This window comes from Amycolatopsis solani (genome assembly GCF_033441515.1).
Taxonomy (GTDB): domain Bacteria; phylum Actinomycetota; class Actinomycetes; order Mycobacteriales; family Pseudonocardiaceae; genus Amycolatopsis; species Amycolatopsis solani.
On record NZ_JAWQJT010000003.1, the window covers coordinates 1,840,984 to 1,856,100 of the forward strand.

Sequence of the window (15,117 nt, forward strand, 5' to 3'; positions counted from 1 at the left end):
ACAGCGACACGCGCGCACGACGGCGCGGCGACCCGTGAGGCCCCGCAGCTCGGTCATTCCACGCGCGAACATGGGCCCTAGAGTTCCAGCCGGGCCGAGCCCGGTCAAGACGTCCCACCTGCTAGGAGATCAGGACCACTCGTGCTTCTGCGAGCGCCCGAGCAGCTCGGCGCCCGCCCGCCGCGGGTCGACGCCCTCGTGGCAGACGCGGTGCATCGCGTCGGTGATCGGCATGTCGACACCGAGGCTCTGCGCGAGCGCCCGGATCGACGAGCACGACATGACGCCCTCGGCGACCTGCCCGCCGGCGGCCGCCTGCGCCTCTTCGAGGGTCTCGCCGCGGCCGAGGCGCTCGCCGAACGTCCGGTTGCGCGAAAGCGGCGACGAGCAGGTCGCGACCAGGTCGCCGACGCCGGCGAGCCCGGCGAACGTCAGCGGGTCGGCGCCCAGCTTCGCGCCGAGCCGCGCCATTTCGGCGAGGCCGCGCGTGATGAGCGTCGCCATCGTGTTGGTGCCGAGGCCCAGCCCGGCGGCCATGCCGGTGCTCAGCGCGATGACGTTCTTGCAGGCGCCGCCGAGTTCGCAGCCGACGACGTCGGTGTTGGTGTAGGGCCGGAAGTAGGAGTTGGCGCAGGCGCGCTGGATCGCGACCGCGCGCTCGTGGTCCGCGCAGGCCAGCACGGACGCGGACGGCTGCCCGGCGGCGATCTCCTTGGCCAGGTTCGGCCCGGTGACCACGACGACGTCACCGGCGTCGATCCCGACGATCTCCCCGATCACCTCGCTCATCCGCTTGAGCGTGCCGAGCTCGACACCCTTCGCGAGGCTGACGAGGATCGCGTCCGGCGGCAGCAAACCGCGCCACGACGTCAGGTTGGCGCGCAAGCTCTGGCTGGGCACGGCGAGCACGACGGCTTCGGCGCCTTCGAGCGCCTTCGCCGGGTCGCTGGTCGCGGTGACGGTGTCCGGCAGGCCGACCCCGGGCAGGTACGCGCTGTTGGCGTGCCGCTCGCGGATGTCCTCGGCGACCTCTTCGCGGCGCGCCCACATCGTGACGTCCCGCCCGGCGTCCCCGAGGACCTTGGCGAAGGCGGTGCCCCACGACCCGGCCCCGAGCACGGTGACCCGCTGCACGTCGGCGCGCATCAGACGGGGTCCCCCGGCTTCTCCGACGGCGGTTCCTCGTGGCGGATCTCGGCGAGCAGGCGGGTCACGTCGTCCATCATGACCTTGGTGACCTCACGCAGCTTCGACGCGCTGCGGACGCTGCCTTCGCGGTAGGCCGACAGGTCGAGCGGGTCGCCGACGCGGTGAGTGATGGTCTTGCGGGGGAACGGCTTGAACTTCTTGGTGTAGCCGTTGAAGAGCTCACTGGTGCCCCAGCGGGCGATGGGGATCACGGGCACGTCGTTCTGGATCGCGAGCCGCGCGGCGCCGGTGAAGGACTCCTTCGGCCAGCCGGCCGGGTCCTTGGTGATGGTGCCCTCGGGGTAGATGACGACGATCTTGCCCGCCTGCAGCGCCTCGTGCGCGGCCTTGAGACTGTCCCCCGCGGCGGCCGACCCGCGCGAGACGGGGATCTGCCCGGAGCCGACGAAGATCTTCCCGAAGATCGGCGTGCGGGTCAGGCTCTCCTTGCCGAGGAACCGCGGCACCCGCTTCGCCCGGTGCACGAAAACGGCGTCGACGACCGGGTCGAGGTGCGAGATGTGGTTCAGCACGAGCAGCGCGGGCCCCTCCCGCGGCACCTTCTCGTCCCCGACGTAGACCCGCCGCGCGATCCCGGTGACCGGGTAGAACAGTACGGCGGCGAGCCCCACCCAGAAGCCACCCTTTTCACGCCGGGCCACGATCTTCCTCCTCCACGTCTCACGTCCGGTGCTGATCCTGCCGCGCCGGGGTCGGAGCAGTCCAGGGAGGGTGCGTTGAGGCGGCCGGCCGGGGGTGGGGGACCTGGTCCGGGCCGCCTTGGCGCGGTGCCCCGTCTGCTTCTTGCCGGGGCTCGTCCTGCCGGCGCCGGCGGCCCCCGCAGAGGTCGCGAATGACTCATTCGGGACCACCGAGGCCGCGAATGAGTCATTCGCGACCGAGGTCGACCGCCCCGACCCGAAATCGCCCGCCCTCCCCCAGGCGCCGGCTTCCGCGATCACGCTCCGCAAGACGGCCGGCTCCCGCGACCGAACTCCCGCAAGGCGGCCGGCTCCCGCGATCAGGCTCCCCCCGCCCAGCACCCCTCCCCCTCACGCCGGCGCTCGTCCCACCGGCACCGGCGGCGCCCGCAGAGGTCGCGAATGACTCATTCGGGACCACCAAGGCCGCGAATGAGCCATTCGCGACCTTCCCGCCGCCCCGAGGTCGCCGAGATCGCCGGCGCCCTGCCGCCCCGCCCCAGACACAGCCCGCCCCAGACACAGCCCGCCCCAGACACAGCCCGCCCCAGACACAGCCCGCCCCAGACACAGCCCGCCCCAGACACAGCCCGCCCCAGACACAGAGCGCCCTCCCAAGGGGGCCACCACCCCGGGCATCACCCCAACCCGAACCTATCCCGGCCCCCCGACAAAACCTCCCCCGCGAGACCCCACCACCCCCAGGTTGTCCACAACTCCCGTCACCTGTGGACAACCCACCCCGCACCCCGGCACCCGCCGCGCCTTTCGGGTAAAGATGGACACGTGGACGTTGACCTGGTCGTGCCGATGAAACACCCCCGCGACGGCAAGTCGCGGCTGCGTGGCGCGGTCGAACCGGACCACCACCCGGCACTGGTACTGGCGCTGGCCGCCGACACGCTCGCCGCCGTCGTCTCGGCTGGGCGGGTGCGGCGGGTGCTGCTGGTCGCGGCCGATCCGGCCGCCGTCGCCGAGCTGGCCGAGCTCGGCGTCGAAATCATCCCCGAACCCCCACTGGGAGGTCTCAACGAAGCTTTCCGCCACGGCGAAGCCCAGCTCCGGCAAGACGACCCCGCGGCCGTCGTGGGCGCCCTCCAAGCCGATCTCCCGGCCCTGCGCGCCGGCGATCTGACCGCGGCGATCACCGAAGCGGCCAACCGGCGGGCGTTCGTCGCCGACCGGCAAGGCACCGGCACCACCCTGCTGCTGTCCGCTCCGGGCGCCCCGCTCGACCCGCGCTTCGGGCTGGGCTCGGCGGACGCGCACCGCGGTTCCGGGGCCGTCCCCTTGCGGGCGCCGCTCGCCACCCTCCGCAGTGACGTCGACACCGCGGACGATCTCGCGTACGTGCGCGCTCTGGGTGTCGGAAAACACACGGCGGAAGCCTGTGCGGTACCGCGCTGAGCTGTTCACCTGACCTTCACCGCGCCCTGCGCAATTCCGCGTGGCTTGGTGAAGAATGGGGTCCGTGAGCACAGACGACGGCGGCACGCCCGCACCGCGGAGGCGACGGAACCCGGCAAGCGGATCTTCGGAGTCGGCGAAGAAGACCACCCGGGCCGCGGGGACGGCGAAGAAGGTCCCGTCCAAGGCCACCGCACGCGACACCGCCGCACGGGCCACCGCCGGGAAGCCGCGGGTCCGCAAGGCGACCCCGGCGACCACCCGCCGCCGCAGTGCTTCGCAGGGCAACGGGCGCAACGCCGAGGAGTTCCGCGCTGTGCCGTCGGCGCCGCCCGCGGTCACCACCGCGCCGGCCGCCGTCGAGACGCTGCCCGACGACCGGTACTTCAACCGCGAGCTGTCGTGGCAGGACTTCAACGCGCGCGTGCTCGCGCTGGCCGAGGACGAGTCGCAGCCGCTGCTGGAGCGGACGAAGTTCCTCGCCATCTTCGCGTCCAATCTGGACGAGTTCTACATGGTCCGCGTCGCCGGCCTGAAGCGCCGCGACGAGACCGGCCTGCTGGTGCGCAGCGCGGACGGGCTCACCCCGCGCGAGCAGCTGGGCTACATCGCCAAGCGCAACCAGGACCTCGTCGAGCGCCAGACCGGCGCCTTCGAGAAGCACCTGCGCCCGCAGCTGGCCGAGCACGACATCCACATCGTCGGCTGGGCCGACCTGTCCGGCTCCGACCAGCTGCGGCTGTCCAGCTACTTCTCCGAGCAGATCTTCCCGGTCCTGACGCCGCTGGCCGTCGACCCCGCGCACCCGTTCCCCTACATCTCCGGCCTCTCGCTCAACCTCGCGGTGACGGTGCGCGACCCGGAGGGCGGCACCGAGCGGTTCGCCAGGGTGAAGGTGCCGAGCAACGTGCCGCGGCTGATGCGCGTCGAGACCGACCGCGCCTCCCGCACCGCGACCTTCCTGCCGCTCGAAGAGCTCATCGCCGCGCACCTCGGCGAGCTGTTCACCGGCATGGACGTCACCGAGCACCACGTCTTCCGCGTCACCCGCAACGCCGACTTCGAGGTCGACGAAGACCGCGACGAGGACCTCCTGCAGGCCCTCGAGCGCGAGCTGGCGCAGCGCCGGTTCGGCCCGCCGGTCCGCCTCGAGGTCGCGCAGGACATGAGCGAGCACATGCTCGAGCTGCTGCTGCGCGAGCTGGACGTCGACCCGGCGGACGTCGTCGAGGTGCCCGGCCTGCTGGACCTGACCTGCCTGCACCAGCTGTCCGGTGTGGACCGCAAGGAGCTCAAGGACCGGCCGTTCGTGCCGGCGACGCACCCGGCGTTCGGCGAGCGCGAGACGCCGAAGAGCGTGTTCGCGACGCTGCGCGAAGGTGACGTGCTGGTGCACCACCCGTACGACTCGTTCTCGACGAGCGTGCAGCGCTTCATCGAGCAGGCGGCGGCCGACTCGAAGGTCCTCGCGATCAAGCAGACGCTGTACCGGACGTCGGGCGACTCCCCGATCGTCGACGCGCTGATCGACGCCGCCGAGGCCGGCAAGCAGGTCGTCGCGCTGGTCGAGATCAAGGCGCGCTTCGACGAGCAGGCCAACATCACCTGGGCGCGGACGCTGGAGCGCGCGGGCGTGCACGTCGTGTACGGCCTGGTCGGGCTGAAGACGCACTGCAAGGTGTCGATGATCGTGCGCCAGGAGGGCTCGACGATCCGGCGCTACTGCCACATCGGCACCGGCAACTACAACCCGAAGACCGCGCGGCTTTACGAGGACATCGGCCTGTTCACCGCCGACCCGAGCATCGGCGCGGACGTCACCGACCTGTTCAACGTGCTGACCGGCTACTCCCGCCAGGACACCTACCGGACGATCCTCACGTCGCCGCACGGGATCCGCCGGGGCATCGTCCGCGCGATCGGCGAGGAGATCGAACTCGCGCGGGCCGGGCAGGAGGCCGGGATCCGCATCAAGTGCAACTCGCTGGTCGACGAGCAGGTCATCGACGCGCTCTACCACGCGTCGCAGGCCGGGGTGCCGGTCGAGATCGTGGTGCGCGGGATCTGCACGCTGAAGCCGGGCGTCGAAGGGCTGTCGGAAAACATCCACGTCCGGTCGATCCTGGGCCGGTTCCTGGAGCACTCGCGGGTCTTCCACTTCCGCGCGGGCGGCACGCACTGGATCGGCAGCGCGGACATGATGCACCGCAACCTGGACCGGCGGATCGAAGCGCTGGTGCGGGTGAAGGACCCGAAGCTGACCCGGCAGCTCGACGACATCTTCGACTCGGCGCTCGACCCGGCGACGCGCTGCTGGGTGCTGACCGCCAGCGGTGAGTGGTCGCCGTTCCCGGCGGACGGCTCGCGGGTGCGCGACCACCAGCTGGAACTGGCGAAGCTGCACGGGGCCGCCGGATGACCCACGAAGTACGGGCGGCCGGCGCGGTGCTGTGGCGCGTCGCCGGCGGGGTGACCGAGGTCGCCCTGGTCCACCGCCCGCGGTACGGCGACTGGTCGCTGCCGAAGGGGAAGCTCGACGCGGGCGAGACGATCGCCGAGGCCGCCGTCCGGGAAGTGCGCGAGGAGACCGGGTTCGCCGCCGTACTGGGCCGCTACCTGGGCCGGACGTCCTACGTGGTGCCCTCGCGCAACGGATCCGGGACGGTCCCGAAGACGGTCGACTACTTCGCGGCGCAAGCGGTGTCCGGCGGGTTCGCGGCGAACGACGAGGTCGACGAGCTGCGCTGGCTGGAGCCGACGGCGGCGGAGAAGCTGCTGACGCGGCCGGCCGACGTGCGCGTGCTGCGGGTGTTCTGCGAGCTGCCGGTCGGCCTGTCGACGCTCGTGCTGGTGCGGCACGCGAAGGCGGGCAAGCGCGACGAGTGGACCGGCGACGACGACCTGCGCCCGCTGTCGGAGGCGGGCCAGCGGCAGGCGGCCGCGTTACGGCGCGTGGTGGCGCTGTTCGGGCCCGGCCGGGTGCTGTCGGCGCCGCGGCTGCGGTGCGTCCAGACGGTGCACGGGATCGCGGACGACCTCGGCACCGAAGTCCGGCACGAACCGCTGTTCTCGGAAGAGGGCTACTGGCCGGACCCGGTGCTCGGCGTCGCGCGGCTGCTCGCCGTGGCCGGCGACGGCGGGACGCCCGTGGTGTCCAGCCAGGGCGGCGTGATCCCGGACCTGGTGAGCGCGCTGGCCGACCGCGACGGCGTGGAGCTTTCCGCCGCGCGCGGCGGGGTCGTGCCCAGCAAGAAGGGCTCGTTCTGGGTCCTGTCGTTCCGCCCGCCGACGGCCGAAAAAGGCCCGCTCCTCCTGGCGGCGGACTACTACCCGAGCGCGCTCCCGGCCCCGGCGCCCACCCGCTCCTGACCCGGCCCGCGACCGGACAAGACGAGACAGCGTCCTGACAGTAGATCTTGGTGTACTTGTCCCGGGTCCCGCTGGGCTGCGCCGGGCTAGGGGTACGGCGCATCCCCGGGCGAGGGCTCTTCTGTCGGCACCGTGGCCAGCAGGGCTTGGATCTCCGTGACCCGGGGGTCGCCGAGGCGCTGGCTGACGGTCAGCGCCTCGGTCCAGTGGCCGGCCGCCTCACGGCCGCGCCCGGTGCGCTGTCTGAGCCGGCCCAAGGTGATCTGGACGTCGATGGTGCCGTAGTCGGCGTTCAGCTCCTTCAGCTCGGCGAGCGCGTCGAGCCCGGCCTTCTCGGCTTCGTCGTGCCGTCCGGCTCCGGCGAGCGCTTCGGCGACGTTCCCGAGGGCCAGCGCCGCGTGGTAGCGGTCGCCCAGCTCGGCGAAAGCCTGGTGCGCGGCCTCGGCGGCTTCGGCCGCGTGGTCGTAGTCGTGCAGACCGATGCGGCTGGCGCTGACGTTCAGCAGCGCGTGCGGGACGAAGGTGCGCTGCCCGTGGTCGCGCGCGAGGCGGACGGCTTGGAGGGCGTAGCGCTCGGCCTCCGCGTATTCGGCGCGGACGTAGTAGGCCCCGGCGAGGTTGGACAGGATCGCCACGGCCAGCGCGGTGCCGCCGCCGGACTCCGAAGCGGCGCGGGCCTCCTCGAGGGCTTCCAGCGCCTGGTCGGGCTGGAGCGTGCGCAGGTAGGCCGAGCCGAGGTTGTTGGCGCTGTACTGGAGGCCGGTGTTGTCGCCCGCGTCGCGGGTCACGGCGACGGCCGCGCGCGCGGTGGTGATCCAGTCGTCGCGGTCGTGGCGTTCGGCGAAGAAGCCGCGCAGCAGCCACGCGAGTTTCCAGGCGTGGGCGGTCCAGCCGCGGTCGGCCGCGATACCGACCAGCGCGGTGAGGGCCACGCGTTCCGTGGCGTACCAGGCGATCGTCTGCTCGTGCTGGGTGAAGTGGACGGCGGGCACCGGCGGCGGCCCGAGGGTGATGTCCTCGGTGAGCAGGTCGGGGCGGACGAGCTTGTTCGCCTCCGCGACCGTGGCGAGGTACCAGTCGAGGAGCCGGCGCAGCGCCGCCGCGCGGTCGTCCGCGGTCGTGTCGGTTTCGACGAGCTCGGCGGCGTAGACGCGCAGGAGGTCGTGGAACTGGTAGCGGTCGGTGCCGGGCTGGTTGAGCAGGTGCGCGGCGGCGAGCTGGTCGGCGAGTTCGCGGGCTTCGCGCAGGTCGACGCCGGCGAGCGCGGCGGCCGGCGACAGGCTGAAGCCGTGCCCGGGGTGCAGGCCGAGCAGCCGGAAGAACCGCGCGGCGGCCGGGCGCAGCGCCTTGTAGGACCAGGAGAACGCGGCGCGGAGGTCGGTGCCGGCGTCCTGCGGGTCGCGCAGGGTGTCCAGGCGCAGCCGCTGGTCGCGCAGCTCTTCGACGATCCCGGCGAGCGAAACGCCGGGGAAGCGGGAAGCGCGTTCTCCGGCCAGCGCCAGCGCGAGCGGCAGCCGGCCGCAGAGCTGGAGGAGTTCGGCGACGGCACCGGGTTCGGCGGCCAGGCGCCGCGGCCCGACGCTGCCGGCGAGCAGCGCGGCGGCGTCGCCGTCGTCGAAGGACCGCAGCGCGATGCGGCGGGCGCCGTCGCGCGCGACCAGGCCCCGCAACTGGTTTCGGCTGGTCACGACGACGAGGTTGCCGGAGCCGGGCAGCAATGGGCGGACCTGGTCGGCGTCGCGGGCGTTGTCGAGCAGCATGAGCGTGCGGCTGCCGTCGAGCCGGCTGCGCAGCAGGGCCGAGCGTTCCTCCACTGTGGAAGGCACGGACTCGGGCGCGACGCCGAGGGCGCGCAGGAAGCCGGCCAGCGCGGCGTCCGGGGTGACGGGGGTGCCCGCGGAGTGGCCGCGCAGGTCGAGGAACAGCTGCCCGCCGGGGAAGCGGTCGCGGACGCGGTGTGACCAGTGCACGGCCAGCGACGTCTTCCCGACGCCGGCGGTGCCTTCGATGACGACGATGCCGGAGGCACCCCCGGGCGGCAGCCGGTCGAGCTCGGCTATTTCGGCGCCGCGGCCGGTGAACCCGGCGACGTCGAAGGGCAGCTGCCGCGGCACGGTGTGCACGGCGGGCCCGGCGTCGGCGGCGAGCAGTTCGGCGTGCAGGCGCCGCAGGTCTTCGCCCGGTTCGACACCGAGTTCGTCGGCCAGCAACGCACGCAACCCGGCGTAGCGCGCGAGCGCTTCGGCGCGGCGCCCGGACCGGGCGAGGGCGCGGACCAGCCGTTCCCACAACGACTCCCGCAACGGGTGCTGGGCGACGAGATCGGTGAGTTCGGCGACGAGCCGCGCGTCGGGGACGAGCCCGGTGTCGAGGTCGATGCGCTGCTCGACGGCGAAGAGGTGCCGTTCGGTGAGCAGCGGCCCCCATTCGGCGGCGAGCGCGGGCGACCCGACCCCCTCCAGCGGCGCCCCGCCCCAGGTGGCGAGCGCGGCGGTGAGCAGCGCCCGCCGCTGCGCGGGATCGGTGGTGGCGGCGGCTTGGTCGAGGGCGCGGAGGAAGCGCAGCGCGTCCACCCGGGACGGGTCGACGACGAGCCGGTACCCGTCCGGCTCGGTGACGACGGTGTCTTCACCGCAGAGCCGGCGAAGGCGCATGACGTAGGTCTGCAGGCTGCCCCGGATGTGCGCGGGCGGCGTCTCGCCCCAAACCCCGCGCGCAAGCGCATCGATCGACACCAGCCGGCCCGCGGCGAGAGCGAGGGTCGCGAGCAGCGCACGCTGGCGGGAACTGGTCAGCACGACCGGTGAACCGCCGACGAGCACCTGGAACGGGCCGAGCAGCCGGATGTCGATGGTGGTCGCCCCCAGGTTAGCCGTCGCGCGCCGCCGGGCCCGCACCGCACGCGGGCCCCGAGGAAGGCAGCGTGACATCACTCGGCCGGGCGCTCAAGCAACTTTGCGAAATTGGGCGGAACCGGTCCCGGGCGCGGGGTTGGGCCGAGCGGGTGGTGCGCGGGTTCCGTTCAGGATGGGGCAGTTGGCGGTGAGTGACTTTCGTGGGAGGAGGGGGTTGGGTGGGGTTTCGGTCGGGGCTTCTCGGGCGGGGATTGCTTCTGCCGCACCGGCCCTGGCCGACCCACCGACCTGCGCCACCACACCTCGCCCGAAGCACTTCCGCAGCACCGGCCCCGCCAGCCCATCTCCCGGAACACTTCTGCGGCACCGGCCCCGGCCGACCCACCGGGCCGCGACTGCCCCATCTCGGCCGGGCTCGCTCTCCGAGTTCGAGCCGGCCACCTCGCCGGGCGGGAATCGCTTCGCCCGGCCGGATCGACCGCCCTCGCTTCTCGCCGAAGGCTTCCGACCCCGCTTGGCCGGAATCGCTTCTTTCCCAGCCGGCCCGTTGCGCACCGCCCGCCGGCACGACCGGCCTGAAGGGGCCCTTCGTGTCATCTGATGCGAGCAAAGCGCCCTTCAGTACACCCGCCACTAGCCCCGGACATGCGGCAGGGCCCCGCGCACTTCGCACGGGGCCCTGCCGGAAAGTCGCTCACCTAACCAGAGGTCGCCCCCCAAGGGGACCCCCTAATTTCACGTTACCGCAGGGGTCCGACAGTTTTCGGAGGTCAGCTCTTCTTCGCCGTGGTCGAGGTTCGCCTGGCCGGTGCCTTGGCCGCGGTCGTCTTGCGGGCCGTGGTCGTCCGCGACGCAGCAGGCTTCGCCGCAGTCGTCTTCGCAGCCGTGGTCTTCGCGGCAGCAGGCTTGGCAGCCGCAGCCGGCTTCGCCGCGGCAGCCTTCGGAGCCGCCTTCGCCCGCGTAGTCGTGGTCTTCGCCGCGGCCGCCTTCGGAGCCGCCGCCCTCGTGCGCGTGGTCGCCGGCTTCGCCGCAGCCGCCCGGGTGCGCGTCGCCGTCGCCGGCTTGGCCGCCGCCGCCCGCGAAGTCGTCGCCCGGGTGGTCGTCGCCCGCGAAGTCGTCGCCCGGGTCGTCGTCGATGCGCGAGTGCCCGCCGCCGCTCGCTTCACCGGAGCCACCTTGGCCAGCTTCTTCGCCCCGGACACGACGTCCTTGAACGTCGTTCCCGCCCGAAACGCGGGCACATTCGTCTTCTTGACCCGCACAGCCTCACCGGTACGCGGGTTACGAGCCGTCCGAGCCGCGCGGGCGCGCTTCTCGAACACGCCGAAGCCGGTGATGTTGACCTTTTCGCCCTTGTTGACCGTCCGGATGATGATGTCGACCAGACCGTCGACCGCCTCGGAAGCGGCCTTCTTGTCGCCCAGGCGCTCCGACAGCGCCTCGATCAGCTGGGCCTTGTTGGCCATTCCAGTCCTCCAAGAAGGGAGTACTCGTCCACGGCCCGGTCGGCCGACTATCGACACGGTATTACCAACGCAGCACAAATTCCAAACGGCACGCGGACCCTTTCCCTTGTCCCGGGGCGGGTTCCGCCTGGCGAAGGACTCCTTCGCCAGGGCCGTTCGGCGGCGTTCCGACACACCGACCAAGGGGCGGGAATCGCTTGTGGCACAAGCGATCCCGCCCCCGGCGAAAGCTAGCCCGCGGTGATCGGTGTCGTGGTCGGCTTCCAGGACGGGCGGCCGGCTTCGAAGGCATCGATCTCACCGGCATGGCGCAACGTGAGAGCGATGTCGTCGAGGCCCTCCAGCAGCCGCCAGCGGACGTAGTCGTCGATCTGGAAGGGCGCGGTGAAGTCCTTGGCCCGCACGGTCTTGGTCTCGAGGTCGACCGTGACCTCCGTGCCGGGCTCGTTCTCGAGCAGCTTCCAGAGCAGTTCGACGTCGTGCTGCTCGCACTGCGCGGCCACCAGGCCGCCCTTGCCGGAGTTGCCGCGGAAGATGTCGGCGAAGCGGGCGGAGATGACGACCCGGAAGCCGTAGTCCATCAGGGCCCAGACGGCGTGCTCGCGGGAGGAACCGGTTCCGAAGTCCGGCCCCGCGACCAGCACGCTTCCGTTCCTGAACGGTTCCTGGTTGAGGATGAAGTCCTCGTCGCCGCGCCAGGCGGCGAACAGGCCGTCCTCGAAGCCGGTCCGGGTGACCCGCTTGAGGTAGACCGCCGGGATGATCTGGTCGGTGTCCACGTTGGACCGGCGCAGCGGGACGCCGACGCCGGTGTGCTGGGTGAACGGTTCCATGGTGGGAGCTCCTCGGGGTGGGTCAGCGGGCGGCGGTCAGCAGGTCTTCCGGCGACGAAAGCGTCCCCCGGACGGCCGTCGCGGCGGCCACCAGCGGCGACACCAGGTGCGTCCGGCCGCCCTTGCCCTGCCTGCCCTCGAAGTTGCGGTTCGACGTCGACGCGCTGCGCTCGCCCGGCTTCAGCTGGTCCGGGTTCATGCCGAGGCACATGGAGCAGCCGGCCTGGCGCCACTCGGCGCCCGCCTCGGTGAAGACCTGGTCGAGGCCCTCGGCCTCGGCGGCCTTGCGGACCCGCATCGAGCCGGGGACCACCAGCATCCGGACCGAGTCCGCCACCTTCCGGCCGCGCAGCACCTCGGCCGCGGCCCGCAGGTCCTCGATCCGGCCGTTGGTGCACGAGCCGAGGAAGACGGTGTCGACCGAGATCTCACGCAACGGCGTGCCGGGCTTGAGGTCCATGTAGGACAGGGCCTTCTCGGCGGCGATGCGGTCGTTCTCGTCCGGGATCCGCTCGGGGTCGGGCACCTCGGCGCCCAGCGGGAGCCCCTGGCCGGGGTTGGTGCCCCAGGTCACGAACGGCGTCAGCGAGCCCGCGTCCAGGTGCACCTCGGCGTCGAACTCGGCGCCGTCGTCGGTGCGCAGCTGCCGCCAGTTCTCGACCGCCGCGTCCCAGTCGGCGCCCTGCGGCGCGTGCGGGCGGCCCTTCAGGTACTCGAACGTCGTCTCGTCCGGGGCGATCATCCCGGCGCGGGCGCCGGCCTCGATCGACATGTTGCAGACGGTCATCCGGGCTTCCATCGAGAGCGCCTCGATGGCCGAGCCGCGGTACTCCAGGATGTAGCCCTGGCCGCCGCCGGTGCCGATCTTGGCGATCACCGCGAGGATGACGTCCTTCGCCGTGACGCCGGGGCGCAGCTCGCCGTCGACCGTGATCGCCATCGTCTTGAATGGACGGAGCGGCAGCGTCTGGGTGGCCATGACGTGCTCGACCTCGGACGTGCCGATGCCGAAGGCGATGGCGCCGAACGCGCCGTGCGTGGAGGTGTGGCTGTCGCCGCAGACCACGGTCATGCCGGGCTGGGTCAGGCCGAGCTGCGGGCCGATGACGTGCACGATGCCCTGCTCGGCGTCACCCATCGGGTGCAGCCGGACACCGAACTCCGTGCAGTTGCGCCGAAGGGTGTCGACCTGGGTGCGCGAGACCGGATCGGCGATGGGGAGCTCGATGTCGACGGTCGGGACGTTGTGGTCCTCGGTCGCGATGGTCAGGTCGGGGCGGCGCAGCGGCCGCCCGGCCAGCCGGAGGCCGTCGAAGGCCTGCGGGCTGGTCACTTCGTGCAGCAGGTGGAGGTCGATGTAGAGCAGGTCCGGTTCGGCGCCTTCCCCTCGGCGCACGAGGTGGCTTTCCCACACCTTCTCCGCCAGTGTGCGGGCCTTGCCGGTCGGGCTGGTCATCTCCGGCTCCTTCCACGGTTCGACGTCGGAACTCGGGCGCGCACCTGCGGAACGGGATGCGAGCCGCGAAGGAGGGCGCAGCTCGAGTTCAGGGTTTTCCCAGATGCTGGACTTCCCAAAGTGCGGGACGCTAGTATCGGGTCGTGGGACAGCATAGCGGTATCGGAGTACTGGACAAAGCAGTGGCCGTGCTGCAGGCGGTCGCGGACGACCCCTGCGGCCTCGCGGAACTCTGCACGCGGACCGGTCTGCCGCGCGCCACCGCGCACCGGCTCGCGGTCGGGCTCGAGGTGCACCGGTTGCTGCGCCGCGGTCCGGACGGGCGCTGGCGCCCCGGTACGGCGCTGGCCGAACTGGCGGGCGGCTCGACGGATCCCCTGCTCGACGCGGCCGGCGTGGTCCTGCCGAAGCTGCGGGACGTCACCGGCGAAAGCGTGCAGCTCTACCGGCGCGACGGCGTCCAGCGCGTGTGCGTCGCGACCGCGGAACCGCCGAGCGGCCTGCGCGACACCGTCCCGATCGGGTCGCGGCTGCCGATGACGGCCGGCTCGGGCGCGAAGGTGCTCGCGGCCTGGGCGGACCCGCACACGCAGCGCACGATCCTGGCCGACGCGGTCTTCGGCGAGCGCACGCTCCTGGAGGTGCGGCGGCGCGGGTGGGCCCAGAGCGTGGCCGAGCGCGAACCCGGCGTGGCGAGCATCTCGGCGCCGGTGCGCGATTCGGCGGGGACGGTCGTGGCGGCGGTGTCGGTGTCCGGCCCGATCGAGCGGATCGGCCGCAAGCCGGGCGCCCGCTGGGCGGCCGACCTCCTCGCGGCGGCGGACGCCCTGCAGGAACGGCTCTAGGACCGCGTCGAGGGAAGCACGCGGTGCACCGTTCGGGGGAACCTCACGGAAACCGCGTATTCGGTGACGGCGGTCACGTCTCCTTCAGGTCAGCTCCACGAAGGGGGACCACGATGTTGAACAGACGGGCATTGGCGATGTTGCGGGCGGTCGGCGCCGGCCGCGCCGAACTGACCTGCAGCTGCGAACCGGACCTGCGGGTCGACGGCCTGCCGTGCTGCGACCAGGCGACGGCGCACGAGCTGGCGCGGGCGGGCCTGATCCGGCCGGCGCGGGTCGTCGCGGTCGGGCAGTGGACGCGGGCGGAGCTCACCGACGACGGGCAGCGCGCGCTGGGCGGCACCCTCGCCGCGGCCTGAAGCAACCTTCGGGCAGGCTCGCGCGTGTACTCGCCGAGGACACCGCGAGGGGGATCCATGAAGATCGTTCCGGGACTGCTCGGCGCCTGCCTGCTGCTGACGGCGTGCTCCGGCGCGCCCCCGGCGGCGCCGCCGACCGTGACGGTGACGGCTCCCACGACGCCGTCGACACCCGCGGCCGCCGACCCGGCCGTGCTCAGCTGGATGGACGGCTTCTGCTCCGCGATCAAGGGCTACCGCGAGCGCACCAACGAGGAAGCCGGATCGCCGAAGCCCGAGCCGGGCTCGGTGACCGAAGCGCAGCAGGCGCTGAGCACGACCCTGGGCGGCATCGCGGCCCGCACCGGCGAGGTGGTCGGCAAGCTGACCGCCCTGCCGCCGGCCCCGGTCCCGGTCGCCGAGAAGGTCCGGCAGGCGTTCGTGGCGAAGTTCACGAGGTCCCGCGACCGCGCGACGGACGCGAAGAAGGCGCTCGACAAAGCCGAGCCGGGCGACGGCGCCTCCCAGCGCCCGGCGGCGGACGCCATGACGCTCGCGCAGCAGGACCTGGACGGCACCTACGACCCGGTCGCGCCGATGGCGGAATCACCGGAACTGATGCTGGCGGCCGCGACCGCGCCGGGCTGCAAGGGCTGACA

At 72.5% G+C, this 15,117-nt stretch carries 12 protein-coding genes; 6 read left to right on the top strand and 6 right to left on the bottom strand.

The features are described from left to right. Positions 1-129: 129 nt before the first annotated feature. Together SD460_RS41230 and SD460_RS41235 are read right to left on the bottom strand one after the other, a co-directional pair. Complete coding sequence (locus tag SD460_RS41230) at positions 130-1,146, bottom strand: NAD(P)H-dependent glycerol-3-phosphate dehydrogenase (RefSeq protein WP_318307571.1); 1,017 nt, start codon at positions 1,144-1,146, stop codon at positions 130-132. Then, positions 1,146-1,850, bottom strand: a complete 705-nt coding sequence (locus SD460_RS41235) for a lysophospholipid acyltransferase family protein (protein WP_290063034.1) — start codon at positions 1,848-1,850, stop codon at positions 1,146-1,148. The genes SD460_RS41230 and SD460_RS41235 overlap by 1 nt, the downstream gene beginning before the upstream one ends. A gap of 825 nt (positions 1,851-2,675) precedes the next feature. Here SD460_RS41235 and cofC point away from each other — a divergent pair. The 3 genes from cofC to SD460_RS41250 are packed head-to-tail and all read left to right on the top strand — an operon-like array spanning position 2,676 to position 6,665. After that, entirely contained in the window at positions 2,676-3,296 is a 621-nt protein-coding gene (gene cofC, locus SD460_RS41240; protein WP_290060410.1) for a 2-phospho-L-lactate guanylyltransferase, read from the top strand. Positions 3,297-3,351: 55 nt separating this feature from the next. After that, positions 3,352-5,715, top strand: a complete 2,364-nt coding sequence (locus tag SD460_RS41245; RefSeq protein ID WP_318307572.1) for an RNA degradosome polyphosphate kinase — start codon at positions 3,352-3,354, stop codon at positions 5,713-5,715. Further along, positions 5,712-6,665 carry an NUDIX hydrolase gene (locus tag SD460_RS41250; RefSeq protein ID WP_290060407.1) on the top strand — a complete coding sequence of 318 codons (954 nt, stop codon included), beginning with the start codon at positions 5,712-5,714 and terminating at the stop codon, positions 6,663-6,665. Before SD460_RS41245 ends, SD460_RS41250 begins: the two co-directional genes overlap by 4 nt. Positions 6,666-6,751: 86 nt before the next feature. Here the strand turns inward: SD460_RS41250 and SD460_RS41255 are convergent, their stop codons facing one another. From SD460_RS41255 to leuC, 4 genes are all read right to left on the bottom strand, one after another. Then, a complete protein-coding gene (locus tag SD460_RS41255) occupies positions 6,752-9,562 on the bottom strand; it encodes an AfsR/SARP family transcriptional regulator (protein ID WP_318307573.1) in 2,811 nt (936 codons plus the stop codon). Positions 9,563-10,290: 728 nt separating this feature from the next. After that, the gene (locus SD460_RS41260; protein ID WP_290060404.1) at positions 10,291-10,986 is read right to left on the bottom strand and encodes an HU family DNA-binding protein; all 696 of its coding nucleotides are present in this window, start codon (positions 10,984-10,986) and stop codon (positions 10,291-10,293) included. Between the two features lie 230 nt (positions 10,987-11,216). Then, the gene (leuD, locus tag SD460_RS41265; protein WP_318307574.1) at positions 11,217-11,819 is read right to left on the bottom strand and encodes a 3-isopropylmalate dehydratase small subunit; all 603 of its coding nucleotides are present in this window, start codon (positions 11,817-11,819) and stop codon (positions 11,217-11,219) included. Positions 11,820-11,841: 22 nt separating this feature from the next. Then, positions 11,842-13,275, bottom strand: a complete 1,434-nt coding sequence (gene leuC / locus SD460_RS41270; protein WP_318307575.1) for a 3-isopropylmalate dehydratase large subunit — start codon at positions 13,273-13,275, stop codon at positions 11,842-11,844. Positions 13,276-13,418: 143 nt separating this feature from the next. On the opposite strand from leuC, the gene SD460_RS41275 reads away from it, so the two are divergent. From SD460_RS41275 to SD460_RS41285, 3 genes are all read left to right on the top strand, one after another. Then, a complete protein-coding gene (locus tag SD460_RS41275) occupies positions 13,419-14,120 on the top strand; it encodes an IclR family transcriptional regulator (RefSeq protein WP_163046815.1) in 702 nt (233 codons plus the stop codon). Positions 14,121-14,233: 113 nt separating this feature from the next. Beyond that, complete coding sequence (locus SD460_RS41280) at positions 14,234-14,479, top strand: hypothetical protein (protein WP_086856810.1); 246 nt, start codon at positions 14,234-14,236, stop codon at positions 14,477-14,479. 57 nt (positions 14,480-14,536) lie between these two features. Continuing rightward, entirely contained in the window at positions 14,537-15,115 is a 579-nt protein-coding gene (locus SD460_RS41285) for a hypothetical protein (protein ID WP_290060399.1), read from the top strand. The last annotated feature ends 2 nt before the right edge of the window (positions 15,116-15,117 follow it).

Bases quoted from the DNA above. Each gene is read 5' to 3' on its own strand.
- SD460_RS41280 (WP_086856810.1), top strand. From the start codon at position 14,234: ATGTTGAACAGACGGGCATTGGCGATGTTGCGGGCGGTCGGCGCCGGC.
- SD460_RS41245 (WP_318307572.1), top strand. From the start codon at position 3,352: ATGGGGTCCGTGAGCACAGACGACGGCGGCACGCCCGCACCGCGGAGG.
- SD460_RS41285 (WP_290060399.1), top strand. From the start codon at position 14,537: ATGAAGATCGTTCCGGGACTGCTCGGCGCCTGCCTGCTGCTGACGGCG.
- SD460_RS41260 (WP_290060404.1), bottom strand. From the start codon at position 10,986: ATGGCCAACAAGGCCCAGCTGATCGAGGCGCTGTCGGAGCGCCTGGGC.
- SD460_RS41230 (WP_318307571.1), bottom strand. From the start codon at position 1,146: ATGCGCGCCGACGTGCAGCGGGTCACCGTGCTCGGGGCCGGGTCGTGG.
- leuC (WP_318307575.1), bottom strand. From the start codon at position 13,275: ATGACCAGCCCGACCGGCAAGGCCCGCACACTGGCGGAGAAGGTGTGG.
- SD460_RS41250 (WP_290060407.1), top strand. From the start codon at position 5,712: ATGACCCACGAAGTACGGGCGGCCGGCGCGGTGCTGTGGCGCGTCGCC.
- leuD (WP_318307574.1), bottom strand. From the start codon at position 11,819: ATGGAACCGTTCACCCAGCACACCGGCGTCGGCGTCCCGCTGCGCCGG.